At 68.3% G+C, this 24,285-nt stretch carries 23 protein-coding genes; 15 read left to right on the forward strand and 8 right to left on the reverse strand.

The genetic code is table 11. The annotated features are described in order from the left end of the window. Positions 1 to 81: 81 nt before the first annotated feature. A complete protein-coding gene (locus AC1VNM_RS17975; protein WP_483107821.1) occupies positions 82 to 720 on the forward strand; it encodes a YqiA/YcfP family alpha/beta fold hydrolase in 639 nt (212 codons plus the stop codon). Positions 721 to 738: 18 nt separating this feature from the next. Here the strand turns inward: AC1VNM_RS17975 and AC1VNM_RS17980 are convergent, their stop codons facing one another. From AC1VNM_RS17980 to asd, 3 genes are all read right to left on the reverse strand, one after another. Next, complete coding sequence (locus AC1VNM_RS17980) at positions 739 to 1,746, reverse strand: DUF2272 domain-containing protein (protein ID WP_483107822.1); 1,008 nt, start codon at positions 1,744 to 1,746, stop codon at positions 739 to 741. Positions 1,747 to 1,886: 140 nt separating this feature from the next. Continuing rightward, positions 1,887 to 2,939, reverse strand: a complete 1,053-nt coding sequence (locus AC1VNM_RS17985) for a transporter (protein WP_483107823.1) — start codon at positions 2,937 to 2,939, stop codon at positions 1,887 to 1,889. Next, positions 2,926 to 3,819 carry an archaetidylserine decarboxylase gene (asd, locus tag AC1VNM_RS17990; RefSeq protein ID WP_483107824.1) on the reverse strand — a complete coding sequence of 298 codons (894 nt, stop codon included), beginning with the start codon at positions 3,817 to 3,819 and terminating at the stop codon, positions 2,926 to 2,928. The genes AC1VNM_RS17985 and asd overlap by 14 nt, the downstream gene beginning before the upstream one ends. 77 nt (positions 3,820 to 3,896) lie before the next feature. Here asd and AC1VNM_RS17995 point away from each other — a divergent pair, with 77 nt between their 5' ends. After that, a complete protein-coding gene (locus tag AC1VNM_RS17995) occupies positions 3,897 to 5,567 on the forward strand; it encodes an aminotransferase class III-fold pyridoxal phosphate-dependent enzyme (protein ID WP_483107825.1) in 1,671 nt (556 codons plus the stop codon). A 295-nt stretch (positions 5,568 to 5,862) separates the two neighbouring features. Continuing rightward, positions 5,863 to 6,036 carry a hypothetical protein gene (locus AC1VNM_RS18000; RefSeq protein ID WP_483109300.1) on the forward strand — a complete coding sequence of 58 codons (174 nt, stop codon included), beginning with the start codon at positions 5,863 to 5,865 and terminating at the stop codon, positions 6,034 to 6,036. Here the strand turns inward: AC1VNM_RS18000 and AC1VNM_RS18005 are convergent. Both AC1VNM_RS18005 and AC1VNM_RS18010 read right to left on the reverse strand, forming a co-directional pair. Next, complete coding sequence (locus tag AC1VNM_RS18005; protein WP_483107826.1) at positions 5,957 to 6,856, reverse strand: alpha/beta fold hydrolase; 900 nt, start codon at positions 6,854 to 6,856, stop codon at positions 5,957 to 5,959. The two genes, AC1VNM_RS18000 and AC1VNM_RS18005, sit on opposite strands and share 80 nt — an antisense overlap. A gap of 91 nt (positions 6,857 to 6,947) precedes the next feature. Beyond that, on the reverse strand, positions 6,948 to 7,589 hold the full coding sequence (locus tag AC1VNM_RS18010; RefSeq protein WP_377160227.1) for a hypothetical protein: 642 nt from the start codon (positions 7,587 to 7,589) through the stop codon (positions 6,948 to 6,950). 175 nt (positions 7,590 to 7,764) lie between these two features. Here AC1VNM_RS18010 and AC1VNM_RS18015 point away from each other — a divergent pair, with 175 nt between their 5' ends. Continuing rightward, positions 7,765 to 9,021, forward strand: a complete 1,257-nt coding sequence (locus tag AC1VNM_RS18015; protein ID WP_377160225.1) for a glycosyltransferase family 4 protein — start codon at positions 7,765 to 7,767, stop codon at positions 9,019 to 9,021. A gap of 171 nt (positions 9,022 to 9,192) precedes the next feature. Here AC1VNM_RS18015 and lplT read toward each other — a convergent pair whose 3' ends face one another. After that, on the reverse strand, positions 9,193 to 10,437 hold the full coding sequence (gene lplT / locus AC1VNM_RS18020; protein WP_483107827.1) for a lysophospholipid transporter LplT: 1,245 nt from the start codon (positions 10,435 to 10,437) through the stop codon (positions 9,193 to 9,195). 123 nt (positions 10,438 to 10,560) lie between these two features. Between lplT and AC1VNM_RS18025 the strand changes: the two genes are divergently transcribed. From AC1VNM_RS18025 to AC1VNM_RS18075, 11 genes are all read left to right on the forward strand, one after another. Next, positions 10,561 to 12,627 (forward strand): ribonuclease catalytic domain-containing protein, encoded by a 2,067-nt coding sequence (locus AC1VNM_RS18025; RefSeq protein ID WP_483107828.1) that lies wholly within the window; start codon positions 10,561 to 10,563, stop codon positions 12,625 to 12,627. 15 nt (positions 12,628 to 12,642) lie between these two features. Then, positions 12,643 to 13,500: an energy transducer TonB gene (locus AC1VNM_RS18030; RefSeq protein ID WP_483107829.1), complete on the forward strand. Its 858-nt coding sequence runs from the start codon at positions 12,643 to 12,645 to the stop codon at positions 13,498 to 13,500. 39 nt (positions 13,501 to 13,539) lie between these two features. Then, on the forward strand, positions 13,540 to 14,475 hold the full coding sequence (gene aroE / locus AC1VNM_RS18035) for a shikimate dehydrogenase (RefSeq protein WP_377160221.1): 936 nt from the start codon (positions 13,540 to 13,542) through the stop codon (positions 14,473 to 14,475). 11 nt (positions 14,476 to 14,486) lie between these two features. Then, the gene (locus AC1VNM_RS18040; RefSeq protein WP_483107830.1) at positions 14,487 to 15,233 is read left to right on the forward strand and encodes a transglycosylase domain-containing protein; all 747 of its coding nucleotides are present in this window, start codon (positions 14,487 to 14,489) and stop codon (positions 15,231 to 15,233) included. 62 nt (positions 15,234 to 15,295) lie between these two features. Beyond that, positions 15,296 to 15,892 (forward strand): hypothetical protein, encoded by a 597-nt coding sequence (locus AC1VNM_RS18045; RefSeq protein WP_377160217.1) that lies wholly within the window; start codon positions 15,296 to 15,298, stop codon positions 15,890 to 15,892. Then, positions 15,893 to 16,459 carry a TlpA family protein disulfide reductase gene (locus AC1VNM_RS18050; protein ID WP_483107831.1) on the forward strand — a complete coding sequence of 189 codons (567 nt, stop codon included), beginning with the start codon at positions 15,893 to 15,895 and terminating at the stop codon, positions 16,457 to 16,459. Between the two features lie 167 nt (positions 16,460 to 16,626). After that, positions 16,627 to 17,079, forward strand: a complete 453-nt coding sequence (gene aroQ / locus AC1VNM_RS18055) for a type II 3-dehydroquinate dehydratase (RefSeq protein ID WP_483107832.1) — start codon at positions 16,627 to 16,629, stop codon at positions 17,077 to 17,079. An 86-nt stretch (positions 17,080 to 17,165) separates the two neighbouring features. Next, complete coding sequence (gene accB, locus AC1VNM_RS18060) at positions 17,166 to 17,633, forward strand: acetyl-CoA carboxylase biotin carboxyl carrier protein (protein WP_483107833.1); 468 nt, start codon at positions 17,166 to 17,168, stop codon at positions 17,631 to 17,633. Between the two features lie 122 nt (positions 17,634 to 17,755). Next, positions 17,756 to 19,105 carry an acetyl-CoA carboxylase biotin carboxylase subunit gene (gene accC, locus AC1VNM_RS18065; RefSeq protein ID WP_088406404.1) on the forward strand — a complete coding sequence of 450 codons (1,350 nt, stop codon included), beginning with the start codon at positions 17,756 to 17,758 and terminating at the stop codon, positions 19,103 to 19,105. 231 nt (positions 19,106 to 19,336) lie between these two features. Further along, a complete protein-coding gene (gene prmA, locus AC1VNM_RS18070) occupies positions 19,337 to 20,233 on the forward strand; it encodes a 50S ribosomal protein L11 methyltransferase (protein WP_377161730.1) in 897 nt (298 codons plus the stop codon). 171 nt (positions 20,234 to 20,404) lie between these two features. After that, positions 20,405 to 21,922: a zinc-ribbon and DUF3426 domain-containing protein gene (locus AC1VNM_RS18075; protein ID WP_483107834.1), complete on the forward strand. Its 1,518-nt coding sequence runs from the start codon at positions 20,405 to 20,407 to the stop codon at positions 21,920 to 21,922. A 148-nt stretch (positions 21,923 to 22,070) separates the two neighbouring features. Here the strand turns inward: AC1VNM_RS18075 and AC1VNM_RS18080 are convergent, their stop codons facing one another. Both AC1VNM_RS18080 and AC1VNM_RS18085 read right to left on the reverse strand, forming a co-directional pair. After that, on the reverse strand, positions 22,071 to 22,676 hold the full coding sequence (locus AC1VNM_RS18080) for a histone (protein ID WP_377160206.1): 606 nt from the start codon (positions 22,674 to 22,676) through the stop codon (positions 22,071 to 22,073). A 219-nt stretch (positions 22,677 to 22,895) separates the two neighbouring features. After that, positions 22,896 to 24,068: a ribonucleotide-diphosphate reductase subunit beta gene (locus AC1VNM_RS18085; RefSeq protein WP_377160204.1), complete on the reverse strand. Its 1,173-nt coding sequence runs from the start codon at positions 24,066 to 24,068 to the stop codon at positions 22,896 to 22,898. Between the last annotated feature and the right edge of the window lie 217 nt (positions 24,069 to 24,285).

Raw genomic sequence — 24,285 nt, forward strand, 5'->3', positions numbered from 1 at the left:
CGCCCACGTCGACGTCCGCCCACCCGTGCCGGAAGTGACCCGGCCACCCGGCGCGGGGGGTGCCGCCTACACTGCCCCGCCATGAGTCCCCCGTCCTCCGCTCCGGCCGCGCAGTCCTCCCCCACCGAGCCCACCGTCACCCGTCGCACCCATCTCCTCTACCTGCACGGGTTCCGCTCGTCGCCGCGTTCGGCGAAGGCCTTGCGGATGGCGCGATGGACGGCGGAACACCGTCCGGACCTGGTCTTCGTGTGCCCGCAGCTGCCGCCGTCGCCGCGCGAGGCGATGGCGCTCGTCGACACGCTGATCCGCGACTGGCCGCGCGACACGATGGCCGTGATGGGAAGTTCGCTCGGCGGGTTCTATGCCACCTGGGTCGCGCAGCACACCGGCGCGCGGACCGTGCTGCTGAATCCGGCTGTGGATCCGGCCCGGGACCTCGCCCACTACATCGGCGAACAGACCTGCTGGCAGAACCCGGAGGAGCGCTTCTTCTTCCGGCCCGAGTTCGTCGACGAACTCGTCGCGCTGAATGCAGGCGCGCTGGCGCATCCCGACCGGATGCTCGCGGTGATCGCCAAGGGCGACGAGGTGCTCGACTGGCGCGAGATGCACGCGCGCTACGCGTCCTGCCGGATCAAGCTGCTCGAAGGCAGCGACCATGGCCTGGCCGACTTCGACGACTACCTGGACGAACTGACCGCCTTCCTCGGCCTCTGACCGGCGATTGGAAGTGCTTCAGCGCAGCTGCAGCAGGACGCTCCAGTGCTGCTGGTTGAGATCGGACTTCTCGCAGGTGACGTCCTCGGCGCACGGGCTGCCGGGACGCGGCCGGTTCGTCGGGGCGCTCGCGTAGTGGCGACGGGACAGCAGGCCCGCCTCGTTGACCATCAGCTGGCGACGGGTCACGGCCTGCAGCACGTTGCCGCCGATCGATTCGATCTTCAGCGCGCGGCGGTCGACCGACACCACGACATCGCAGTGCGACTTGGTGCGGTTGTCGATGCGATCGGCCAGGGCCTGCCAATCCGCGAAGGTATCGAGCACCGGCCGGCCGCGCGAGTAGCAGATCAGGTCGCCGACGCGCGGCGCGGTGCGCCGGATGTCGCAGGCGCGGAAGGCGTAGCCCGGCGTCTCGCGCAGCGCGCCGCCGATGTAGACGGCGTGGGCGCCGGAGAAGTGGAAGGCCTGGTCGCTCAGCCCCGCCTCGTGCATCACGAACGAGATGAACGCGCCTGACCATGGCGAATCGGAGATGGCGGTCCGCACGAGCGCCTCGCGCATCTGCTCCGCCTGCGGCGCGTCTGCCGGCACGGCGGCGAGCAGCGGGCCCAATGCGTCGACGCGGCTCCTGCCGGCCGACACCGGATCGTCGAGCAGGTCCGGCGCCCACTTGAGGTCGCGCTGGCCGAGGAGGCCGGGACGGTGCTGGTCCAGCGTCTGCCAGTAGTGCCACACACGTCGCCACGCGTAGCGGTCGGCAGGCGGCGCGACATCGCCATCGGCGGCGCGCAGCGGCTCGGTCTCCGTCTCCACCGAGCCGAACTTCCACAGATGCCCGCGTGCATCGATGCGATGGCCATTGAAGCGCTGGTACTCCTGCATCGCGATCGACGCGATGCGCGCGCCGACTTCGGGGGCCGCACCGGGGGCCTCGCACGACTGCGCGGCGGCGAGCGCGGGAACGAACGCCGTTGCCGTCGCGAGCACGGCGTGGACAAGGCATCGAAGCGGCGGGAAGGTCATGGCGGCGCGGCGGCGTGAAGTCGCGCGCATTGTGGGAGCGCCCCGGGACCATCGGTCATGCCAATCGGCGGGACGGTCATTCCCGGCGGCTATCGCCGGTCTCGCCCGCGCACACGTCCCGGCGGGACATGCCGTCGCCGCTACTTCCTCCGGCCCGTCGCCTTCAGGAGCAGCAAAGTCACCAGGCCGGTCAGCAGCACGATCAATCCGACGACGACCCAGAACCCGTGCGGATGCGCCAGCAGCGGCAGCCCGCCGACGTTCATGCCGAACAGGCCGCTGATCAGGTTGATCGGCAGCGCCAGCACGGTGACCATCGTCAGCACATACAGCGTCTGGTTGTTCTCCTGCGCGACGCGCGCCGAGGTCTCGTCCTGCACCGCGCGGATCCGCTCCTGCAGCGCCTGGATGTCGCGCAGCACCAGCGCGAATTCTTCGCTGGCCTGCTGCAGCTGCTGCTTGTCGCGTTCGGCGACCCACTCCGGCGGATTCGACAGCATGCGCAGCAGCGCGCTCGGCTCCGGCGCCAGCAACCTTTGCAAGCGCACCATCAGCCGCCTCAGCGCGGCGACCTCGGAACCGTGGCCGGCATGACGCCCGGCGAGCAGCGCATCCTCGATGTCGTCGACCCGTTCGGTGGCCTGGCGCACGATGCGCTGGAGCTCATCGGCCTGGTCGCGCAGCAGGTGGTCGAGCAGCGCGACGCTGGACCGCGGCCGGTCGCCGCGCTTGATCGCCATCCGAAGCCGATCCACCGAGCGCAGCGGCGCGCGCCGCACGCTCAGCACCAGGTGCTCGCTGACCTGCATCCACAGCGTCGAGACATCGCCCACGTCGAAGGCGAAATCGAAGGTCACGTCGTTGAGCACGGCGAACAGGTGGTCGCCGACGCGCTCGATCCGCGACGAGCGCGAGCCCTGCTGCTGCGCCTCGTCGAAGCTCTCGGCCAGTGCGGCATTGCGGCGCAGCCAGGGCAGCGCGCCCGCATGCGCCAGGTTCAGGTGCAGCCAGAGATAGCCGCCGTCCGGCTGGGAGAGCCGGGCCTGGGCCTGCGCCAGCGTCGGCAGCGCCTCGGTCGGCCGGTCCGGATGGATCCAGAAGCCGCAGATCAGGCCGTGCTCGTCTCCGCCATACGGGCCGGCATAGGGACCGGTCAATCCCCCCGGGAGCTGCGTCGTGTCATTCATCGCCATCGGCGGATGGTAGACGCGCGATCGCCTCTCCCATGCGGACCCGCTGCCCGGTCTGCAAGCCGGCCGACAGGTTCACGCCCGGCGGCAGGAACACGATGATCGTCGAGCCCTGCTCGAACCAGCCCATCTCCTCGCCGCGCGCGTGATCGTGGCCCACCTCGAAGCGATGCGGACCGGGGTGGTCCGGGCGCAAGGTCAGGTCCAGCGCATGCAGCCTCAAGCTGGCGACCAGGATCGCCGCCACCGGCACCAGCGCGATCGGCGTGCCATCGGGCAGCGTGCATTCGACGGCGGCACGGACGTTGCGGCAGAACAGCCGCTCGACGCGCTTGAGCGCGATCGGATTGACGTTCCAGGTATCGCCCGCGATGTGCGTGACGCGCTGGATGCGCAGGTCGGCCGGCGCGTGAAAGCGGTGGTACATCGCCGAGGTCAGCCGCAGCGTCACATAGGTGCCGTTGAGATACGGGGCGGCGCGCGTGGCATCGCCGAACAGGTCGGCGATGCGGTAATCCATGCCCTTGGCCTGCAGCGCCATCCCACGCGTGACCGGGCCGTGCGCCCCGACGATGGCGTCACAGGGGCTCACGATCGTGGCCGGCGCCGGGTCGACCGGCCGCCGTCCCGGCTTCAGCCGGCGCGTGAACACGTCCCGCAGCGAGCGGTAGCCGTGGGCGGGCGGCTCGGCCTCGCTCAGGTCGAGGTCGGTGAACATCCGCCAGACCGCGACGCTGAAACGCGTCAACGCCGGGCTGTCGATCCGGGCGTACCGGCCCATGAAGCGGGTCAGCGCCAGGCGGGGCACCCGGTTGGTGAGGAGGAAGTTGAGGGACTCCTGCTGGGTCAGACGGTCGCGAAAGCGGGCCAGTTTCATTGACATGTCAATTCCGTCGGATACACCCCGGTAATTTGCCAACGCTGTGTGACAGCTGAACGAGGCTCCGGAGGCCCATGCCCATGTCGACGACGTTCTTCACCTTTGACCTGTTGCCCGTCGCCGCGGCGGCGGCGGGACTGTTGGCGCTGTACTACGCGCCGACCGGCTGGCGACGCCTGCAGCTCTCCCGCGCGAAGCATCCATCGCTGGCGGGTCACTCGCGCATGGCGGTGCGGCTGGCGCGCCTGATGCCGACGCAGCGCTTCGACGACGCGCACTTCTTCAACGCCGACGACGCGCCGGCCGACATCGTCGCGACGCGGCGGTCCAGCTTCGCCGCGCTGTCGCACACGCTGAAGACGCGCCACGCGCGCAGCATCGCCGCGACGCAGTCGATGAAGCCGTCGCTCCCCGACCTGCAGTTCACCAGCAGCTATCGGGTACCGCCGTCGTTCAGCCCGCTCGTGCAGCGCGAGCTGCCGCTGGGGCCGGTGATGGTCGCCAGCGACGGCCACTGGCTGACCGACTTCGACGGCGAGCGCTTCATCGACCTGGCCGGGAGCTACGGCGTGAACCTGTTCGGCTACGCGTTCTATCAGCGCTGCATCGCCGAGGGCGCGGCGCGCGTGGACGCGCTGGGACCGGTGCTCGGCGTCTATCACCCGCTGGTCGAGGACAACGTGCGCCGCATCCTGTCGCACGCGCGGATGGACCAGCTCTCCTTCCACATGTCCGGCACCGAGGCGGTGATGCAGGCGGTGCGGCTGGCGCGGTACCACACGGGGAAAACGCACCTGGTGCGCTTCTGCGGCGCGTACCACGGCTGGTGGGACGAGGCGCAGCCGGGTCCCGGCAATCCCTTGCCCGCCGAGCGCACCTACACGCTGCGCGACATGCATGAACGCAGCCTGCAGGTGCTGCGCACGCGGCGCGACATCGCCTGCGTGCTGGTGAATCCGCTGCAGGCGCTGCATCCCAACAAGCCGGCGCCGGGCGACGGCTCGCTGGTCGACAGCTCCCGCCGCGCGTCCTACGACAAGGCCGCCTATGCCGCCTGGCTGCGCGAGCTGCGGCAGGTCTGCACCGAGCGCGGCATCGCGCTCATCTTCGACGAGGTGTTCATGGGTTTCCGCCTCGGCGCGGGTGGCGCGCAGGCCTACTTCGGCGTGCAGGCGGACCTGGTGACCTACGGCAAGACGCTGGGCGGCGGCCTGCCGGTCGGCGTGGTCTGCGGCCGCGCGGCGTGGATGAAGCGCTTCCGCGACGAACGTCCCGCCGATGTCTGCTTCGCGCGCGGCACCTTCAACACGCATCCGTACGTGATGGGCGCGATGTCGGTGTTCCTCGACGCGCTGGAGGACCCCGACCGCCTGCGTCAGCTCGATGAACAGGACGAGCAGCAGGATGGCCGGCGCGCGCGGTTGAACGCGGCGCTCGAGGCAGAACAGCTGCCGCTGCGCGCGGCCAACATGTCGTCGATCTGGACGCTCTATTACACGGAGCCCTCGCGCTACAACTGGATGCTGCAGTACTTCCTGCGCGAGCAAGGCCTGGCACTGAGCTGGGTCGGCACGGGCCGGCTCATCTTCAGCCTGGACTTCAGCGACGCGGACTTCGACGAAGTCCAGCGACGCATCGTCGCCGCGGCCCGTGCGATGCGCGACGGCGGCTGGTGGAGCAACCCGGCGCTGCCGACCAACAAGGCGATCAAGCGCCGGCTGCTGATGGAGACGCTCGGGCTGCACAGCTGACGATCACGGCGAGTCAGCCATCGACCAGGGGCGGCAGGCATCCCCCGCGAATCCCCCATGACTCCCCAATGACTCCCCACAAGGCGGGGCGCCTCGACCTTCATTGACGAATGTCAGAGCGCCCCGTTGTCCTGGGCGCCGCGCGATTCCTAGACTGCTCCGCCTTGCATGCGCATTTGCGTATGCCATTGGGAGTTGTCACATGTATTCCACCTTTTGCGTTGCCAACGCCTTCATCGGGCGCGCGCTCGACGGTCGTCTGCGCGATCTGAACTCGATGAAGCTTCAGAAGCTCATGTTCTTCGCGCAGGCCTGGCGCCTCAAGAAGAAGGGCATCCCGCTCTTCCAGGACACCTTTCTCCACGGCGCGACTGGCCCTGCGCTTCCTTTCAGCGTGCTGGCGGCGTTCCTGGGAGTGATCCGAGGGCTGTTTCCGGGGAAGGACGAGCGCGCTCCCGCGCCTCCTTGACCACCTCCTCGATCGCCTTCACGACGACCTCCGGCTTGTCCCGCTGGATGTAGTGACCCGATCCCTCGACCGGCTGAAGTTCCTTGCCGCCGACCAGCGGCAGCCAGTTCGGCTCCAGGTTGTGCACCATCGTCTCGAACCCGCTCGCCATTTCCGTCGGCGAATAGACCGTGCGCGTCAACACCCGCACCGGCACGTTCGGCCGCGGCTTCTGCCACAGCGTGTCGATGCAGTCCTGCTGCTGCAGGAACTCCGCCTGCATCATGCCCCGGAACACCCGCCGGCTCATGCTGTCCAGCATGTTGGCCATCACCGGTACCTCGACCTGCATGCGTCGCAGGTGCAGCGGATGCGTCGCATCGACGAGCACGATGCCCGCCACCTCGTCCGGATACAACCGCGAGAACGCGTACTGGTACAGCCCGCCGATCGAATGGCCGACCAGCACGTACGGCGGCTTGATGCCGGCGCTCTGCAGCAGTCCGTGCAGTTCGGTCGCGATCCCGCAGGGATTGCGCGGCACCGGCGGCGTGGCCGTGCTGTCGCCGTAGCCGGGGCGGTCGTAGGCGAACACGCTGTGGTCGGCACGCAGCTCGTTCAGCACCATCGACCACGGATCACGACCATCGCCGAGCCCCGATTGCAGGACGACCGTCGGCTCGCCGTGACCCACCTTCGTGAAGACGATCGGACCGCCCGTGACCCGCTGGTTGCCGGTGTTCGGCATCGGACTGGCGCAGCCGGCCAGCACGGCGGCCGCGGTCGCAAGGACCACCGCCAACGACATCGGCGCCCGAAGGCGCCGTTCAACTCCACACATGCGGGAACTCCTTCTTCCGGCGAACCGGCCGGTCCCGCATCTGTGCGCGATCCCCGCAAGGAGGATCGCGGCACGTGTCATCCCTGGTGGATCAGGCCGCCTGTTCGCCGTTCCCGGCATTGTGCCCATCGTCGCGCGGCCACAACGCGGGATCCAGCCGCTCACCGCGCAACAGTTGCAACGGTGCCCGGTGATAGAGCTGGATGTCGTGGAAGGGGTCCGTGATGATCTTCGTCGCCCAGGCCAGCCCGGTGCGCAGGTCGCGGATCACCGCCAGCTGCAGGACGCGGAACACCAGACCGCCGACGCCCAGCCAGAACCACACGAGGCCGAGCTGATGCAGGTACTCGGTGAAGCTGGCGGCCGGCGCGAACAGGCCGAACAGGCCCGGCTGCAGCCACAGCGCGACCGGCGAGGCGGCCCACAGCGCCATCAGCACGACCTTGCGGCGCAGGTTGTAGCCGATCTTGATCTCTTCCTTGTGCTCGTGCGTCGCCTGGTTGACGTGGTCGTAGCCCTTGGGCTCGAAGAAGAAATGGCCGGCCTGGCGGCTGGTCATCGACACGCCCCACGCCAGCAGCGCCGACCACGCGGGATCGACCAGCAACAGCCCGTAGGCGACCACGAAGCAGCAGGCGCTCAGCAGATGCAGCGACTGGTTGATGCGGCAATGGTGGTAGTAGCGGTGGTCGTCCCAACGCTGTTCATTCAGAAGTGCCAGAAAGTCCTTCATGGGGGCCTCGTCCTTGAAATGAGCGGTGAGCGTGACGCCGGTCGATGTCAGTGCCGTGATGGCCCGGTGATGCATCGATGACGGACGCGTGGCGACTGTGTCGATCGGCCGTGTCAGGCGCGTGACGGACAGGACCGTCACAGAACTGTTGCGTTCGCGACCCATCATCCGCGCCATGACGACACCGCCGATCGAACTCGAAGTCGACGAGCTCCCCACGCGTCAGCGGCATTTCCGCGTCGCGGTCGTGACGGAGACCTATCCGCCCGAGGTCAACGGCGTGGCGCGCAGCATCGCCTGCGTCGTCCAGGGCCTCCAGGCCCGCGACCACGCGGTGCAGCTGCTGCGCCCCCGACAGGCGCCCGCCGGCACGCCGCCGGTGCCCGACGCGCCCGTCGACGAGGTGCTGATGCGCGGCCTGGCCGTGCCGCGCTACCCGCACCTTCGCATGGGCGTCGTGTCCAAGCGCACGCTGGTCAACCTGTGGGCCAGCAAGCGCCCCGACATCGTCCACATCGCGACCGAAGGTCCGATGGGCTGGTCCGCGCTCCAGGCCGCGCGGCAGCTCAAGCTGCCCGTGGTGTCGGAGTTCCGCACCAACTTCCACGCCTACGCCCAGCATTACGGCATCGGCTGGCTGCGCCGGCCGCTGCTCGCCTATCTGCGCAAGTTCCACAACCGCTGCCACTCGACGATGGTGCCCAACGCCGCCCTCGCCGGCGAACTGATGGCGCAAGGCTTCCGCCACGTCAGCGTCATCGCGCGCGGCGTCGACACGCAGCTCTTCCACCCCTCGCGCCGCAGCGACGCGCTGCGCGACAGCTGGGGCGCAGCGCCCGGCGATCCCGTGGTGCTGCACGTCGGCCGGCTCGCCGCGGAGAAGAATCTCCAGTTGCTCGTCGATCTCTGGCCGGCAGTCCGTCAGCGCCATCCGCGCGCGCGACTCGTGCTGGTCGGCGACGGACCGGCGCGAGCCGACTTCCAGCAACTCCTGCCGCCGTCGTCCAACGTCGTCTTCGCCGGCATGAAACACGGCGAGGACCTCGCCGCCTGCTACGCCAGCGGCGACCTGTTCGCCTTCCCCAGCATCACCGAGACCTACGGCAACGTCACGCCAGAGGCGCTGGCCAGCGGCCTGCCGGTGATGGCCTACCAGTACGCCGCGGCGGCATTGCTCGTGCGCGACGGCATCAACGGCGGGCTTGCGCCGTTCAACGATCCCACGAGCTTCCAGACGCGCACGCTGGCACTGCTGGACGACCTGCCAAGGCTCCGCGCCATGAGCCTCGCGGCACGTGGCAGCGCGGAATCGCTCGACTGGGACGGCATCGTTCAGGGCATCGAGCAGGTCTACGCCTCCGCGATCGACGGCACTTCCGTGGCGCTGCGCGCCGGCTCCCACCTCTCTGGTCTCGAAGCCCGCGCGCACTGAACCGCTCGCTGCTGACGAAGGGCGCCCGGGGCCGGCGGCGTTGTCCGCCTTCCCCATCTGACTGGGCGCCGTCTGTTTGAGCAGAGCGAACCGCAGGTGAGCGTCGCGAGTTGGCGCCCCAAGGCGGACGACGCCGCCGGCCCCGGGCGCTCTTCGTCCCGCTCCACCGACTCAACCGGCGATCCCACCTTCCACAACGTCGTCGGACGGGGTTTCACGCCGCGCACGACGGCGGATCATCAAGATCAGCACGCCCGTGAACACGACGACGCCGAGTCCGCTCATCAGCCAGACCAGCGGTACGCCCATGGCCTGCAGCAGTGCGTAGACGCCGAGCATCAGGAGGATGCTCAGGTTCTCGTTGAACCCCTGCACGGCGATCGACCGGCCGGCGCTCAGGATCTGCACGCCACGGTGCTGCAGCAGTGCATTCATCGGCACGACCATGGCTCCCCCGACCGCGCCGACCATCACCATCGCCGGCAAGGCCCAACCCAAGGAAGTCACCCACGGCGTCGCCAGCATCAGCGCGCCCAGCATCAGACCGAGCGGCATGACTCGCAACGAGTGGTGCAGCGCGATCCATCGTCCCGCAAGACCTGCCCCCGCGACGACGCCGATCGCCACCGTCGCCTGCAGGTAGGCGCCCTGGTTGAGCCGCAAGCCCAGCACGTCCTGCGCCCATTGGAGGACCGCCAGCTGCAGAGTCGCACCCGCGCCCCAGAACAGCGTCGTCATCGACAGCGACAGCCGCCCGCCCAAGCGATCGCGCCACAAGGCCCGGTTCGAGGTCCGGAAATCACGCAGGATCTCGCGCAGGCGGCGTGGCGGCTTCGGATAGACGATGCCGCTCTCCGGCACCCAGAGCTGCAGCGCCGCGGCCAGCGCATAGACCCCCAGAAGCGCGCAGAGCGACGCCGTCAGTGGCCGGGCGACGCCCAGTTCCCCGATCGCCGCCATCCACCAGGGGCTGACCAGCAGCCCGCCGACCATCGTGCCCAGCAGCACGGAGCACACGACCGAGACCTCGATCCAGCCGTTCGCCGCCACGAGCCGCGTCGGCGGCACGATCTCGGTGATCAACCCGTACTTCGCCGGCGCGTAGCAGGCGGCGGCGGTGCCGACGATCCCGAACGCGAGCAGCGGATCCAGCCCCGCCGCCATCGCGCCGACGCCGATCGCCTTCAGGCCATTCATGCAGGTCATCAGCGCGACCTTGGGCCAGGCGTCGGCGATCAGCCCGACCACCGGCGCCAGCCCCACGTAGGCCAGCGTGAAGCACAGCTTCAGCAGCGGCGCCCACCAGACCGGCTGCCCCATCTCGCGCAGCAGCGCGATGCCGACGATCAGGAGCGCGTTGTCGGCCAGGGCGGAAAAGAACTGGGCGGCGATGAGGGTGTGGAAGCGTGGGGGCATGGGCGCGCGGAGTGCGCGGCGAGTCTGCGTCGGTGGCGTGACCGCGTGTTGACAACGAATTGACACGCCCCCCACGCGCACCCACCCGGCACCCCCTCCACGATCAGCGACAATCCGCCCTCTATGTTTGCCCTGTTCGAAGACGCCGGAAAATTCCTCGCCGGCCGCATCCTGTCCGAAGCCGATTCCTCGATGCAGATCGAGCTCGAATCCGGGAAGCGCGTCAAAGTGAAGACCGCCCATGTCCTGCTCAAGTTCGACAAGCCCTCCCCGGCCGAACTGATCGCGGACGGACAGCGTCTGGCCGAGGAGATCGACCTCGATCTGGCCTGGGAGTTCGCGCCGGAAGGTGAGTTCGGTTTCGCCGACCTCGCCCGCGACTACTTCGACGCCAAGTCCACGCTCGCCCAGCAGGCCGGCGCGCTGTTCCGGCTGTTCGAGGCGCCGCACTACTTCCGCCGCATGGGCAAGGGCCAGTTCAAGAAGGCGCCGGCCGAGACCGTCAAGGCCGCCCTGCTCGGCATCGAGCGCAAGAAGCAGATCGCCGCGCAGATCGAGCAGTGGGCCGCCGAACTGGCCGAGGGCCAGTGCCCGGCGCCGATCGCCGACCAGATCTACAAGATCCTGTTCCGCCCCGACAAGAACGGCCCGGAGTACAAGGCCGTCGTCGAGGCCGCCAAGCGCAGCCACAAGGCACCGCTGGACCTGCTCAAGGACGCCGGCGCGATCGCCAGCCCCTACCAGTTCCACTGGAAGCGCTTCCTCTTCGAGCATTTCCCGAAGGGCACGAACTTCCCCGCGCTGTCCGCGCCCGAGATCAAGGACACGCTGCCGCTCGCTCCGGTCCGCGCCTTCTCGATCGACGACTCGGCCACGACCGAGATCGACGACGCGCTGTCCGTCCAGGGCCTGGGCACCGGCACGGTGATCTTCGGCGTGCACATCGCCGCGCCCGGTCTTGCCATCCAGCCGGATTCGCCGGTCGACAAGGTCGCCCGCGAGCGCTTCTCCACCGTCTACATGCCGGGCTGGAAACTGACGATGCTGCCGGACGACGTCGTCCAGGCGTACACGCTGATCGAGGGCCGTGACTGCCCCGCCGTCAGCATCTACCTGACGATGGACGAGGCGACGCTGGAGATCACCGCGCGTGAGACCAGGCTCGACCGCGTGCCCATCGCGGCCAACCTGCGCCACGACAAGCTCGACGACGTCATCACCGACGCGACGCTGACCGGCGACGCGCCGGCCGACTACGACTTCGCGCCGGAACTGGCCTTCGCCTACCGGCTCGCCAAGGACCTCAAGGCCAAGCGCGAGGTCGTGCGCGGCAAGCCCGAGACCTTCAACCGGCCCGACTACAACTTCCGTCTCGACAACGAGGGGATCGAACCCGCCGGCGCCGAGCAGGTCAGCATCACGACGCGCAAGCGCGGCACCGCGCTGGACCTGATCGTGGCCGAGGCGATGATCCTGGCCAACTCCAGCTGGGGCGGCTTCCTCGCCGAGTGCGGCGTGCCCGGCATCTACCGCAGCCAGGCCAGCCTCGCCCCCGGCATCAAGGTCCGCATGGGCACCAAGCCCGCGCCGCACGCCGGCATGGGCGTCGCGCAGTACACCTGGGCGACGTCGCCGCTGCGCCGTTATGTCGACCTGGTGAACCAGTGGCAGATCATCGCGTGCGCCCGCCACGGCAAGACGGCCGCGCTGGCCGCACCGTTCAAGCCGAAGGACGCGCAGCTGTTCTCGGTCATCTCGGGCTTCGACGCGGCGTACAGCGCGTACAACGGTTTCCAGTCCGGCATCGAGCGCTACTGGACGCTGCGTTATCTGCAGCAGCAGGGCATCACCGAACTGACCGCGTCCGTGCTGAAGGACGGCCTGGTCCGCGCCGACGAACTGCCGCTGGTGTTCCGCGCGCTCGGCTGCGAAAGCCTGCCGCGCAACGCGCACGTGAAGGTGCGCATCACGGGACTCGATGAGCTGACGCTGGATCTGCATGCCAACCTGGTCGAACGCCTCGACGCCGAGGCCGCCCCGGCCCAGGCCGACGAAGGCGCCGACGAGGACGAGGAACCCAGCGGCGTGCTGACGCTGGCGATCGACGTCAACGACGACGGCTCCGACACCGCGAAGAGCGGCGACGGCGCGGCGCCGACCTCGTCCGCGGCCGCGCCCGCCGCTTCCTGATCCTTCCATTTCAAGATGCCCAAGCTCAGCCTTTTGCACTACGCGCTGATCGCCTCGGCCGGGGTGCACCTGGGCCTGGGAACGTTGAAGCTGGTCGCGCCGGAGCAGTTCGACCGGATCTTCCAGGACGAGCCGCTCGAGGTGATCCTCGTCAACGCGCGCGGCCAGGAAGCGCCGTCCAAGGCCCAGGCGCTCGCGCAGGCCAACCTGGCCGGCGGCGGCGAAATGTCCGCCAACGTGCGGGCGACCTCGCCGCTGGCGCCCTCGCCGATCGAGGAGACCGGCGACAGCATCGAGCTCCAGAAGAGCCAGATCCAGCAGTTGCAGCAGGCGCAGGAACAGCTGCTGACCGTGCTGCGCCGGCAGCTGGCCATGCTGCCGCCGCCGGATCCCGCGCGGGAGAAGAGCACCGCCGAGGGCCGCCAGATCGCCGAACACCGCCGGCAGTTGGTCCAGACGCTGGCCGAGATCGAGAAGCGCGTGAACACCGAGAACGCGAGGCCGAAGAAGCGCTATGTGAGTCCCGCCACGCGCGAGACCGTGCATGCGCTCTATTACGACCAGCTGCGTCGTCGGATCGAGGCGCGCGGCACGCGCGACTTCCCCAGCTACCAGGGCCGCAAGCTCTACGGCGAGCTCACGATGAACATCCAGGTCGACTACCGCGGCCGCGTCGTCGAGACGGAAATCGTCCAGGGCTCGGGCAACGCGGTGCTGGACCGCCGCGCCGTCGCCATCGTGCGGGCGAGCGGGCCGTTCGGGCAGTTCACGTCGGAGATGCGGCGCGGCGCGGAGGTCCTCGTGATGACCTTCCGCTTCCGGTTCAACCGCGATGAAAGCGTGGAGACGACGCTCAGCTCCCAACCGTCCTGAGCGTCAACACGTCGGTCGTCCTGTTTCCATGGAACTGTCATGAGCGTTGATCCATCCGCATCGACTTCCGGCCCGGCCTCCAAGCCGACTTCCCCTGAGAGCGCCGGCGTCGACCGCTACGTGGTCGCCGGCAATCCGGTGGCGCACAGCCGTTCCCCCGAGATCCATGCCACCTTCGCCGCGCAGACCGGCCAGTCGCTGGTCTATGAGCGGCTGCTCTGCCCGCTCGAGGGTTTCGAGGCGTCGATCCGTGCGTTCGTCGCCGCCGGCGGTCGCGGCTGCAATGTCACCGTGCCGTTCAAGTTCGAAGCCTTCCGGTTGGCCGCACGCAGGACGCCGCGCGCGCAACTGGCCGGCGCGGTCAACACCTTCCGCTTCGACGATGCGTCGGCGGGCGGCTGGCTCGGCGACAACACCGACGGCGCCGGTCTCCTCGCCGACATCGAGCGCAATGCCGCGCGTCCGCTGCAGGGTCAGCGCGTGCTGCTGATCGGCGCCGGCGGCGCGTCGGCGGGCGTGCTCGGCAGTCTGATCACCGGGCGACCGGCGGTGATCCGCATCATCAACCGCAACGCCGACAAGGCTCTGGCGCTCGCCGACAGCCATCGCGCCTGGGCCGCCGAGCACGGCGTGCGCCTGAGCGCCGGGGGCCTCGACGAGGCCGCGCCCGACGGCCGGCACGACGTGCTGATCAATGGCACCAGCGCCTCGCTCAGCGGCGCCGGCCTCCCGCTGCCCGATCCGGAGGCGTTGGTGCTCGCGCGCGGCGGTCTGGCTGTCGACATGATGTATGGCCCGTCCGCGATGCCGTTCCTGAATTGGGCGGCCGATCAAGCCGGCCCCGGCGGCGCGACGCGCGACGGCCTGGGCATGCTGGTCGAGCAGGCTGCCGAAGCCTTCCTCCTCTGGCGCGGCGTGCGCCCCGACAGCGCGACCGTGCTCGCGGACCTCCGCCAGCGGCTGGTCTCCCACTGAGGCCTCGAGGCATGAAACAGTTCTGGCGCTTCGCCGGGATGCTGCTGGTCAGCGTCCTCTGCCTGCAGCTCTTCTTCGCGGCGCGCATCGCGCTGATGGCGGTCGTGTCGCCGCAGTCGACGACCTTCCAGCGCTCCGAAGCGATGCGGCTGCTGCGCGAGAAGCATCAGATCCTCTGGTCCCAGCAGTGGGTCGACGACGCCCTGATCAGCCGCAACCTCAAGCGCGCCGTGATCGCCAGCGAGGACGCCGGCTTCAACGAACACGGTGGCGTCGACTGGGACGCGCTCGAGAAGGCCTGGGACAAGAACCAGCGTGCGCAGGAGCAGGCCGACAAGCGCGCCGCACGGCTCGCCAGGATCAATCCCGCCAAGCCGCCGCCCGTTCCCAAGATCATCGGCGGGTCGACGATCTCGCAGCAGTTGGCGAAGAACCTCTTCCTGAATTCCGAGCGCAACCTGGCGCGCAAGGGTCAGGAACTGGTGCTGACGCTGATGCTGGAGGCGATGCTCAGCAAGCAGCGCATCCTGGAGATCTACCTGAACAACGTCGAGTGGGGCGAAGGCGTGTTCGGCGCCCAGGCGGCGGCGCGTCACTACTACCGCATCGACGCCTCCCGGCTCGGGCCGAACCAGGCCGCCCGGTTGGCGGTGATGCTTCCGGCGCCGAAGCGGTTCGAGAAACGCCCAGGTTCGCCCTACGTGCTCGGTCGTGCTGGCACCATCGAGGCCCGGATGAACGCGGTCGAGGTACCCTGACCGCCTTTCAGGCGCTTTTGTTCGCGCCCTCCGGACCGCCCACCCCGGGCCGGGAGACCGCCATGACATCCGAACTGACGATTGAGATTGCCGCCACCGCCGCCCGGCTGGTGGTGGAGGAAGGCCTGGAATACGGCCCCGCCAAGTCCCGCGCGCTGAAGGTGCTGGGGCTGCCGCCCCGGACCGCGCTGCCCAACAACGATGAGCTCGAGGACCAGGTCCGCGAGTATCTGGACATCTTCTGCGCCGATACCCAGCCCGCCGAGTTGCAGGCGCTACGAGAGCTGGCCGCCGTCTGGATGGAGCGCTTGGCTGAGTTCCGGCCGCACCTGACCGGCGCCGTCTGGCGCGGCACGGCGACGCGGCTGTCCCACATCCACCTGCAGCTGTATTGCGATGACAGCAAATCGGCGGAGATCGCGCTGCTGAACCAGGGCATCGATTTCGACGTCGGCCAGTCGCGCAATGCGAAGGGCGAGACGGTGGACCAGCTGATCCTCGACGCGCCCTGTCGCGCGCTGAACGAACGCGTCGCGATCGCCCTGACCATCCTGGACCATGACGACCTGCGCGGCGGGCTCAAGCCCGATGCCCGTGGCCGGACCGAACGCGGCGACCTCGGCGCGCTGCGCCAACTGATGAATTCGAAGGACGACTGAATGCAACGACGCGCTGTTCTGGGATTGGGCGCCGCTGGCCTGGTGGCGGCTGGCGCGGGCACGTATCTCGCCCTGCATCATGAAAAGCAGGCGGCGAAAGGCGGCCCGGGAGGCGGCGCGCCGTCCGGCCCGTTGTCGGCGGAAGCCGCGGCGTTCTGGAATGCCAGCTTCGACACCCTCGATCAGCAGACCTATCAGCCGGCCGCGCATTTGCGCGGCAAGCCGCTGCTGCTGAACTTCTGGGCAACGTGGTGCGCGCCCTGCGTCAAGGAGCTGCCCGAGATCAACCAATTCCACGACGAGTTCAGCGCGCAGGGTTGGCAGGTGCTCGGTCTGGCCGTCGACGCGCCGACGCCGGTGCGAGGATTCCTGGAGAAGATCCCGCTGAAGTTCCCCGTGGCGCTGGCGGGATTCACCGGCACTGATCTCTCGAAGACCTTGGGCAACGCCAAGGGCGGTCTGCCATTTACCGTCGCCTTCGGTATCCAAGGGGAACCGATCTGGCGCAAACTGGGTGCGACGAATCTTGAGGAACTGCGCGCGATGGCGCGCGCCAGCAAAGTCTGACCCCGGGTCAACCCCTAGAAGCGGCGGTCCGCAGCCATAGCGACCGCCCCAGGGCCGGTCAAGCTCTTTATTTTTGGGCTGCTGCCGGGATCTGGTCTCAAAACGCGTAAAGTCCACCCTTTTACGCTTCTAGTGTCTTCGCTCTAATTGGCGGGACCGGTCGCTGAATGCAAGTCCTGGTACTACACGGCCCCAACCTCAATCTGCTCGGCACCCGCGAGCCTGGGGTGTATGGCGCGACCACTTTGGCGGAGATCGATACAGATCTTCGCGAAATCGCGCAGGAAGCCGGCGTAGCTCTGGAGAGCTATCAGAGCAACCATGAAGGTGCGCTGGTGGACCGCATTCAGGCGGCGGGTCGCGATGGAACGCGCTTCATCCTGATCAATCCGGCGGCCTACACCCACACCAGCGTCGCGATCCGCGATGCGCTGGCGGCGGTGGCGCTGCCGTTCGTCGAGGTGCACCTGTCCAATATCCACAAGCGCGAGCCGTTCAGGCATCACAGCTACCTGTCGGCGCTCGCGGAGGGCGTGATCTGCGGCCTGGGCCCGACCGGTTACCGGCTGGCGCTGCAGTTCGCGATCCAGCAGTTGAGCCGGCCAGCCTCGTCCACCTGAGCGCCGCGGTCCGTCGATCCCCGTCGCGGACCGGAAGACATCACCGAAGATCACCACCGATCACCGATCCCCGTTGGAGAGTTCTTATGGATTTGCGCAAGCTCAAGACCCTGATCGACCTCGTGTCCGAGTCGAACATTTCTGAACTTGAAATCACCGAGGCCGATGGCAAGGTGCGCATCGTCAAGTCCGATGGCCAGCCCCTCGTGGCCGCCATGCCCGTGATGCAGGCCGCGCCGCAGGCGGCCGCCCAGCCGGTCGCGGCCCAGCCGGCCGCCGCCGCGGCGCCCGTCGCCGCTCCGGCGCCGGCCGTCGAGACCGGTCACATCGTGAAGTCGCCGATGGTCGGCACCTTCTACCGCGCGTCCAGCCCGAATGCCAAGCCGTTCGCCGAAATCGGCCAGCAGGTCAAGGAAGGCGACGCCATCTGCATCATCGAGGCGATGAAGATCATGAACGAGATCGAGGCCGACAAGTCCGGCACGATCGTCAAGATCCTGGCCGAGAACGGCCAGCCGGTGGAATACGGCCAGTCGCTGATCGTCATCGAGTAAGGCGGTCCGAGATGTTCAAGAAGATCCTCATCGCGAATCGCGGGGACAAGGCCGCAGGCCTTGCGGCGAAGCCACAGCGCAGTCCGCGCGCAGCGCGGCAACGCAGTTGAGCCGAGGCGCAGATGTTTAAAAAGATCCTGATCGCCAATCGAGGCGAAATTGCGTTGCGCATCCAGCGCGCATGTCGCGAGCTGGGCGTGAAGTCGGTCGTCGTGTATTCGGAAGCGGACCGCGACGCGAAGTACGTGAAGCTGGCCGACGAGGCCGTCTGCATCGGCCCCGCGCCGTCCGCGCAGAGCTATCTGTCGATGCCGGCCATCATCGCGACGGCCGAAGTCACCGACGCCGAGGCGATCCACCCCGGTTACGGCTTCCTGTCCGAGAACGCCGACTTCGCCGAACGCGTCGAACGTAGCGGCTTCACCTTCATCGGCCCGACCCCGGAGAACATCCGGACCATGGGCGACAAGGTCTCGGCCAAGCAGGCCATGATCAAGGCCGGCGTGCCCTGCGTGCCCGGCTCCGAGGGCGCCCTGCCGGATGACCCGAAGGAGATCGTCCGCATCGCCCGCGCGATCGGCTATCCGGTCATCATCAAGGCGGCCGGCGGCGGCGGCGGACGCGGCATGCGTGTCGTCCACACCGAGGCCGCCCTGGTCAACGCGGTGCAGATGACCAAGGCCGAGGCGGCCGCGGCCTTCGGCAATCCGCAGGTCTACATGGAGAAGTTCCTGGAGCATCCGCGTCACGTGGAGATCCAGGTGCTGGCCGACGGGCAGAAGAACGCCGTCTGGCTGGGCGAACGCGACTGCTCGATGCAGCGCCGCCACCAGAAGATCATCGAGGAAGCGCCGGCGCCCGGCATCCCGCGCCGCCTGATCGAGCGCGTGGGCGACCGCTGCGCCGCCGCGTGCAAGAAGATGGGCTACCGCGGCGCGGGCACCTTCGAGTTCCTGTACGAGGACGGCGAGTTCTACTTCATCGAGATGAACACCCGCGTGCAGGTCGAGCACCCCGTGACGGAGCTGGTGACCGGCATCGACATCGTGCAGATGCAGATCCGCATCGCCGCCGGCGAGAAGCTCCCCTTCACGCAGCGCAACATCACGATGCGCGGCCACTCGATCGAGTGCCGCATCAACGCGGAAGATCCGGTCAAGTTCATCCCGTCGCCGGGCCGCATCACGATGTGGCACCCGCCGGGCGGCCCGGGCGTGCGCGTGGACTCGCATGCGTACACCAACTACTTCGTGCCGCCGAACTACGACTCGATGATCGGCAAGATCATCGTCCACGGCGACACCCGCGAGCAGGCCCTGGCCCGCATGCGGATCGCGCTGTCGGAGACCGTCATCGAAGGTATCCAGACCAACATCCCGCTGCACCGCGAGCTGATGGCCGATGCGAAGTTCATCGAGGGTGGCACCGACATCCATTACCTCGAACAATGGATGGCGGCGCATAAACGTTGACCACCCCGACCGGCTTCGCCGGCCCCTCAAGGGGCGAGCCCGGTGGCCTGGCAAAGCCAGTTCGACGGGCTCGGCTGGGTCCACACCCAAGCGAAGCTGGCACGGATCGTTGAGCGACAATACCGAGGCCCTCAGGCGTGGACGCGAGTCCGCCTTGAGGGCTTCTCCATTTCAGAAGTCCACCGAAGTCCCGGAGCCGCCATGAGCGAAGACCACGCCAACGATCCCCTGCTGCACGAGCTCGTACTCATCTGCCGCGAAGAGGACGTCGAGACCGTCAGCGACGCGCTGATGGAGGTGGACTCGCTGGCCGTGTCGGTCGAGGACGCCGACGCCGACACCCCTGCCGAACGCGCGCTGTTCGGCGAACCCGGCATGCCGGCGCCGCGCGCGGGTTGGGATCGTTCGGTCGTGAAGGCACTGTTCGCCACCGAAGAGGAGGCGACCGAGGCCGCGACGCTGCTGCTCGCGCAGGACTGGGCGGAGGACGTGCACGTCCAATCGATCCAGACGATCGCGCAGCAGGACTGGGTCCGGCTGACGCAGTCGCAGTTCGCGCCGGTCGAGATCACGCCGGAGTTCTGGATCGTGCCGTCCTGGCACGAAGCGCCCGCGCAGGCGAAGCAGGTGATGCGGCTCGATCCGGGCCTGGCCTTTGGCACCGGCACGCATCCGACGACGCGCATGTGCCTGCGCTGGATCGCGCGCCACGGCGCCGAGGCGGCCGGCTGGGATCGCGTGCTCGACTACGGCTGCGGCTCGGGGATCCTCGCGATCGCCGCCGGCCTGTTCGGCGCGAAGGCCATCGACGCCGTCGACATCGACCCGGCCGCGTTGATCGCTTCGACGCAGAACGCCAAGGACAACGGCGTGACGCTGAACGCCGCGATGCCGGACGCCGCCCGGGGCGAGTACCCGGTCGTGCTCGCCAACATCCTGGCGACGCCGCTGAAGCTGCTGGCGCCGCTGCTGTGCAACCACCTGCGCCCCGGCGCGCACCTGGTGCTGGCCGGCATCCTCGAGCGCCAGGCCGATGAGTTGAAGACGGCCTACGCGCCGCATGTCCAGCTCGAGGTCGCGGACAGCGAGGACGGCTGGATCCTGATGACCGCGCGACGCGCGGTCTGACGACGACAACCCAGCCCCCGCCGCCTCACCACCGCCCCATCCACCGCCGACCCGCCGCCCGCCAGCCCCGATGAACAGCCGGTTCTCCGCCTTCGCCCACCCGGTGACCGAGTGTCAATCTGGGGGTGTTCGCGGCAAGGACTGACCCTGCTTCGTGGCATCATCGCGTCCATGAATCTCGCGACCCGCTGCACGACCTGCGGCACCATCTTCCGGGTGGTGCAGGACCAGCTGCGCGTCTCCGAGGGCTGGGTCCGCTGCGGCCGTTGCGCCGAGGTGTTCGACGCGCGCGAGCAGTTGTTCGACCTCGAGCGCGACAGCCCGCCGCCTTGGCCGCCGCTGAGCGCACCGGCCGAACCCGCGCCGATCGAGCGTCGCCCGTCCCCGCCCGCCCCCACGCCGCCTGCGCCGTCCTACGCGCCTCATCCGAGCGACTTCGCACCGAGCCGCCCCGCTCCCTTGCCGCCGCCCGCGCCGGTCTTCGCACCGGAGCCGCCGTCCCACCATCAAGCGCCGCGCGACAGCGGCTGGATGGCCGCCGACGACGAGTCGCTGAACCCCTTCGCGCCGCCGCGTCGCATGCCCGACGAGGAGCCGACGGATGACGTCGTCGACGCACGCTTCCAGGCGTCGGCATCGCGCTTCGACGAGCCTTCGTTCGAGGCGCGCCGCGAGCCCTTCCTCGAAGCGCCAGCCGTTCCCGATCCCCGCGAGGATCTCCCCGAACCGAAGGGCATGCGCTTCGAAGAGGACGAGCTGCCGCCGCCGATGATCGACGACGACGAGCGTCCGGACGTGACACTCGCACTGAGTCCCGCGACCGCGGCGCAGTTGCGCGCGGGCGAGCTGTCGCCAGGCCAGGAGCCGTCACTCGAGCCGAGCTCTTCGATGATGGCGGCGGACGAGGACACGATCACCGACGCCAAGCGCGCCGCGAAGTCGGCCAAGATCGCGGCGAGGAAAGCCGCCAAGGAAGCGGCAAGGCAAGCGACGAAGAAACCCGCCAAGCCGCGCCGCGGGTGGTCGCTGTTCAGACGTCGGAGCGAGCGCACGACGACGGAAAGCCCTGAGACGACGATGACGGTGCTCGCCGCCGAGTCCGAGTTGATGGCCGCCCGCGCGGCAATGGCCGACGCGGCCTCCGCGCAGGGCTCGCCGAGCGTGATGCCGGACCAGTTGCCGAGCTTCATGCGCCAGGCTGAAGCGGCACGCCGCTGGAGCCGCCCCGGCGTGCGCATCGCCCTCGGCGGCACGGCCACGGTGCTGGCGCTCGGACTGATGGGCCAACTGCTGTGGCATGCGCGCGAAGCGATCGCCGCACAGTACCCGGACGCCAAACCGGTGCTGGTCTCCGTCGCGCAGGCAATGGGCCAGGAGATCAAGCCCTGGCAGCACATCGAGGCCCTCAGCGTCGAGAGCAGCAGCCTCAATCCGGCCGGCGCCGGCAACCACTACCGCTTCAGCATCAGCCTGCGCAACCGCAGCAACTGGGAAGTCGCGCAGCCGTGGGTGGACCTGAGCCTGACCGACGCGAGCGGCGTGCTCGTCGTGCGCCGGATGCTGTCGCCGACGGAGATGCAGGCCGGGCGCACCGCACTGCCCGGGGGCGCGGACCAGCAGCTGCAGCTGGTCTTCGACAGCGGCACGCAGAAGATCAGCGGCTATTCCGTCGAGCTGTTCTATCCCTGAGCGCGCCGCAGGCCCCGCTCCATCCTCCCAGGGCGCCTTCGGCGCCCTTCGCTTTTGTGGCGCCCTTGCGGGAGCCCAAAAGAAAAAACCCGGCGTGAGCCGGGTTTCGGGAGAGGACCGGACCCGAAGGCCCGGTCATCGTTCAAGCTCAGGGCTTGTTGCCGGTCGGGAAGGGCCACGCGGCTTGCGGGCTCAGCGCGGTCTTCGCGGCAGGCGCCGGAGCAGCGGCAGGCTTCGCGGCAGGGGCAGCGGCAGGCTTGGCGGCAGCCTTCTTCGGAGCAGCAGCCTTCTTGGCGGCCGGCTTCGCAGCAGGCTTGGCGGCGGCCTTCGGAGCAGCCTTCTTCGGAGCAGCGGCCTTCTTCGCCGGAGCAGCAGCCTTCTTCGCGGCGGGCTTCGCAGCCTTGGCCTTGATCGGGGGCTTCTTGGCGGCGGCGACCTTCTTGGCCGGTGCAGCCTTCTTGGCGGCAGCAACCTTCTTCGCCGGTGCAGCCTTCTTCGCTGCAACCTTCTTCGCCGGAGCCGCCTTCTTCGCGGCAGCAGCCTTCTTCGCCGGAGCGGCCTTCTTTGCCGGAGCAGCCTTCTTCGCCGCAGCGACCTTCTTCGCCGGCGCAGCCTTCTTGGCCGGAGCGGCCTTCTTGGCGGCCGGAGCCTTCTTGGCCGGAGCGGCCTTCTTCGCGGCCGGAGCCTTCTTCACGGCGGCCTTCTTGGCCGGAGCCGACTTCTTGGCCGGAGCGGCCTTCTTCGCAGTTGCCATTTCAGTTCTCCTTGATCAAGTGGAAATAGCCCTGCCCGTCATCAACCGGTTGATGCCGGTGCAGGTATTCACCGCCCACGACTCGCGGGAGTTGCGATCCGCGGTGCGGTGAATCGGGGTGCGATGCGCTCGAGCCGCTTCTGCGTCGGTCTCAAAGTGCATCGCCAAGCTTGATCTCTTCTTCAACAAACAATGCTCGGAGGTCGCTCCGCCTGGAACTCAGTCCCAGGACAGGGCGCCGCCCGATTGGTATTCGATCACTCTCGTCTCGAAGAAGTTGCGTTCCTTCTTCAGGTCAATCATTTCGCTCATCCACGGGAACGGGTTTTCCTCGTTCGGGAAAAGCGGCTCCAGGCCGATCTGCGTCGCACGGCGATTCGCGATGTAGCGCAGGTAGCCCTTGAACATGGCCGCGTTCAGACCCAGCACGCCGCGCGGCATGGTGTCCTCGGCGTAGCGGTACTCGAGCTCCACGGCCTTCTGGAACAGCGCCTTGATCTCCGCGCGGAATTCAGGCGTCCACAGGTGCGGGTTCTCGAGCTTGATCTGGTTGATCAGGTCGATGCCGAAGTTGCAGTGCATCGACTCGTCGCGCAGGATGTACTGGTACTGCTCGGCCGCGCCGGTCATCTTGTTCTGGCGACCCAGCGCCAGGATCTGCGTGAAGCCGACGTAGAAGAACAGGCCTTCCATCAGGCACGCGAAGACGATCAGCGACTTCAGCAGCGTCTGGTCGTTCTCCGGCGTGCCGGTGACGAAGTTGGGATCCATGATCGCGTCGATGAACGGGATCAGGAATTCGTCCTTGTCGCGGATCGACTTCACCTCGTGATAGGCGTTGAAGATCTCGCTCTCGTCCAGGCCCAGCGACTCGACGATGTACTGGTACGCGTGCGTGTGGATCGCTTCCTCGAAGGCCTGGCGCAGCAGGAACTGGCGGGCTTCGGGCGCCGTGATGTGGCGGTAGGTGCCCAACACGATGTTGTTGGCGGCCAGCGAATCGGCGGTGACGAAGAAGCCCAGATTGCGCTTGATCAGGCGGCGCTCGTCGTCGGTCAGACCGTTCGGGTCCTTCCACAACGCGATGTCGCGCGACATGTTCACTTCCTGCGGCATCCAATGGTTCGCGCAGGTGGCGAGGTACTTCTCCCACGCCCACTTGTACTTGAACGGCACCAGCTGATTGACGTCGGTCTGGCCGTTGATGATGCGCTTGTCGGCGACGTTCACGCGGCGCTCGCTCGCGGTGCTGGTCGTCGATTCAGAAGAGGACACCGAGCCAGCCGCGGCGGTGGCGGCATCACGCGCGACGGCGGGCGTCGCTGCGTGGATCGATGCGCCCGACTGCGGCGCGTTGCTCGAGGATTTACGGTCTTCTTCCCAAACCAGCATGGTGGTCTTCCTATGGTCGCGGATTATCGGAGTGTTGTGTTCAAACACAAAGGACTTCTTGACTTTGACGCCGCTTCGCTGTTGCTGGTCCGCATCGCATTGGCGGCGTGGGACCGTGTGCTGCGCGCCTTCTGATGAGCGCGGCGGGGCGTCGTATCAAGCGTTCATCGATCGTCGGCAAGCGTCGCGGAAAAAACCGTCGATCGCCGCAAACATC

Source organism: Mitsuaria sp. MSU3D, assembly GCF_056867975.1.

What these genes read in the sequence shown, in the direction of transcription:
- AC1VNM_RS17975 (WP_483107821.1), top strand. Translation starts at nt 82, where the DNA reads ATGAGTCCCCCGTCCTCCGCTCCGGCCGCGCAGTCCTCCCCCACCGAG.
- AC1VNM_RS17980 (WP_483107822.1), bottom strand. Translation starts at nt 1,746, where the DNA reads ATGACCTTCCCGCCGCTTCGATGCCTTGTCCACGCCGTGCTCGCGACG.
- AC1VNM_RS17985 (WP_483107823.1), bottom strand. Translation starts at nt 2,939, where the DNA reads ATGGCGATGAATGACACGACGCAGCTCCCGGGGGGATTGACCGGTCCC.
- asd (WP_483107824.1), bottom strand. Translation starts at nt 3,819, where the DNA reads ATGTCAATGAAACTGGCCCGCTTTCGCGACCGTCTGACCCAGCAGGAG.
- AC1VNM_RS17995 (WP_483107825.1), top strand. Translation starts at nt 3,897, where the DNA reads ATGTCGACGACGTTCTTCACCTTTGACCTGTTGCCCGTCGCCGCGGCG.
- AC1VNM_RS18000 (WP_483109300.1), top strand. Translation starts at nt 5,863, where the DNA reads ATGTTCTTCGCGCAGGCCTGGCGCCTCAAGAAGAAGGGCATCCCGCTC.
- AC1VNM_RS18005 (WP_483107826.1), bottom strand. Translation starts at nt 6,856, where the DNA reads ATGTGTGGAGTTGAACGGCGCCTTCGGGCGCCGATGTCGTTGGCGGTG.
- AC1VNM_RS18010 (WP_377160227.1), bottom strand. Translation starts at nt 7,589, where the DNA reads ATGAAGGACTTTCTGGCACTTCTGAATGAACAGCGTTGGGACGACCAC.
- AC1VNM_RS18015 (WP_377160225.1), top strand. Translation starts at nt 7,765, where the DNA reads ATGACGACACCGCCGATCGAACTCGAAGTCGACGAGCTCCCCACGCGT.
- lplT (WP_483107827.1), bottom strand. Translation starts at nt 10,437, where the DNA reads ATGCCCCCACGCTTCCACACCCTCATCGCCGCCCAGTTCTTTTCCGCC.
- AC1VNM_RS18025 (WP_483107828.1), top strand. Translation starts at nt 10,561, where the DNA reads ATGTTTGCCCTGTTCGAAGACGCCGGAAAATTCCTCGCCGGCCGCATC.
- AC1VNM_RS18030 (WP_483107829.1), top strand. Translation starts at nt 12,643, where the DNA reads ATGCCCAAGCTCAGCCTTTTGCACTACGCGCTGATCGCCTCGGCCGGG.
- aroE (WP_377160221.1), top strand. Translation starts at nt 13,540, where the DNA reads ATGAGCGTTGATCCATCCGCATCGACTTCCGGCCCGGCCTCCAAGCCG.
- AC1VNM_RS18040 (WP_483107830.1), top strand. Translation starts at nt 14,487, where the DNA reads ATGAAACAGTTCTGGCGCTTCGCCGGGATGCTGCTGGTCAGCGTCCTC.
- AC1VNM_RS18045 (WP_377160217.1), top strand. Translation starts at nt 15,296, where the DNA reads ATGACATCCGAACTGACGATTGAGATTGCCGCCACCGCCGCCCGGCTG.
- AC1VNM_RS18050 (WP_483107831.1), top strand. Translation starts at nt 15,893, where the DNA reads ATGCAACGACGCGCTGTTCTGGGATTGGGCGCCGCTGGCCTGGTGGCG.
- aroQ (WP_483107832.1), top strand. Translation starts at nt 16,627, where the DNA reads ATGCAAGTCCTGGTACTACACGGCCCCAACCTCAATCTGCTCGGCACC.
- accB (WP_483107833.1), top strand. Translation starts at nt 17,166, where the DNA reads ATGGATTTGCGCAAGCTCAAGACCCTGATCGACCTCGTGTCCGAGTCG.
- accC (WP_088406404.1), top strand. Translation starts at nt 17,756, where the DNA reads ATGTTTAAAAAGATCCTGATCGCCAATCGAGGCGAAATTGCGTTGCGC.
- AC1VNM_RS18075 (WP_483107834.1), top strand. Translation starts at nt 20,405, where the DNA reads ATGAATCTCGCGACCCGCTGCACGACCTGCGGCACCATCTTCCGGGTG.
- AC1VNM_RS18080 (WP_377160206.1), bottom strand. Translation starts at nt 22,676, where the DNA reads ATGGCAACTGCGAAGAAGGCCGCTCCGGCCAAGAAGTCGGCTCCGGCC.
- AC1VNM_RS18085 (WP_377160204.1), bottom strand. Translation starts at nt 24,068, where the DNA reads ATGCTGGTTTGGGAAGAAGACCGTAAATCCTCGAGCAACGCGCCGCAG.